The following is a 748-nucleotide window of genomic DNA, read 5'->3' as shown; positions in this document are numbered from 1 at the left end:
CCAGGTGGCGGAATTGGTAGACGCGCATGGTTCAGGTCCATGTGCCAGCAATGGTGTGGAAGTTCGAGTCTTCTCCTGGGCACCAAATTATTTTCTTTATCTAGTAATAGACTTCAATCTTCAAAATTTCTTTCCAAAAGCAACTCAGAATAGTTTTCACTGTAGACTTTCACAAAAGCTTATAAACCTTATAAATTTTGAATATCTGTATCTTAAAGATATACCTTCACATCGGCACAATTGTTTTAAATTAATGAAAATTATTATAACGGACTATATAGCGAGGGCTAAAGCTATAACGAAGTATACAAATATAAATAATTACATTAATTCCAACTTAAGAGAAGAGGAGGGTTCCTCGAACATGTTGGGTTGAATAAACGTATTCATAATCGATTTTATTTATTAAAGTGTAAAAAATAAATACCTTTACATCTCATACTTAATTAAGAAACCTAAATAAGCTAAATTTGCTAAGAAATAAACTCAAATAAAAGCAATTTAGTAAAAAAGTGATTACACAATTAAGTCCAATTTTCTTTGCTGGAAAATACTTTTCTTTGATAATCAATAGATATAGTCTGATGTACTAGTAATACTGTTGACAATCTTAGCCAAAAATATATAATGCACAACTTCACAAGCACAACGGTGTTGGTGAATAAGCCCAGGTGGCGGAATTGGTAGACGCGCATGGTTCAGGTCCATGTGCCAGCAATGGTGTGGAAGTTCGAGTCTTCTCCTGGGC

1 tRNA gene is annotated in these 748 nt (G+C 34.0%); it reads left to right on the top strand.

Annotated features, from left to right (window positions below):
* Positions 1-665: 665 nt before the first annotated feature.
* Positions 666-748: transfer RNA gene (locus tag H3U82_RS10780), tRNA-Leu, on the top strand.

Origin of the sequence: Snodgrassella sp. W8132, from assembly GCF_016100865.1 — a bacterium.
GTDB lineage: Bacteria > Pseudomonadota > Gammaproteobacteria > Burkholderiales > Neisseriaceae > Snodgrassella > Snodgrassella alvi.
The sequence above is the reverse complement of the archived record's forward strand: the minus strand, read 5'-3'. Positions and strand labels throughout refer to the sequence as shown.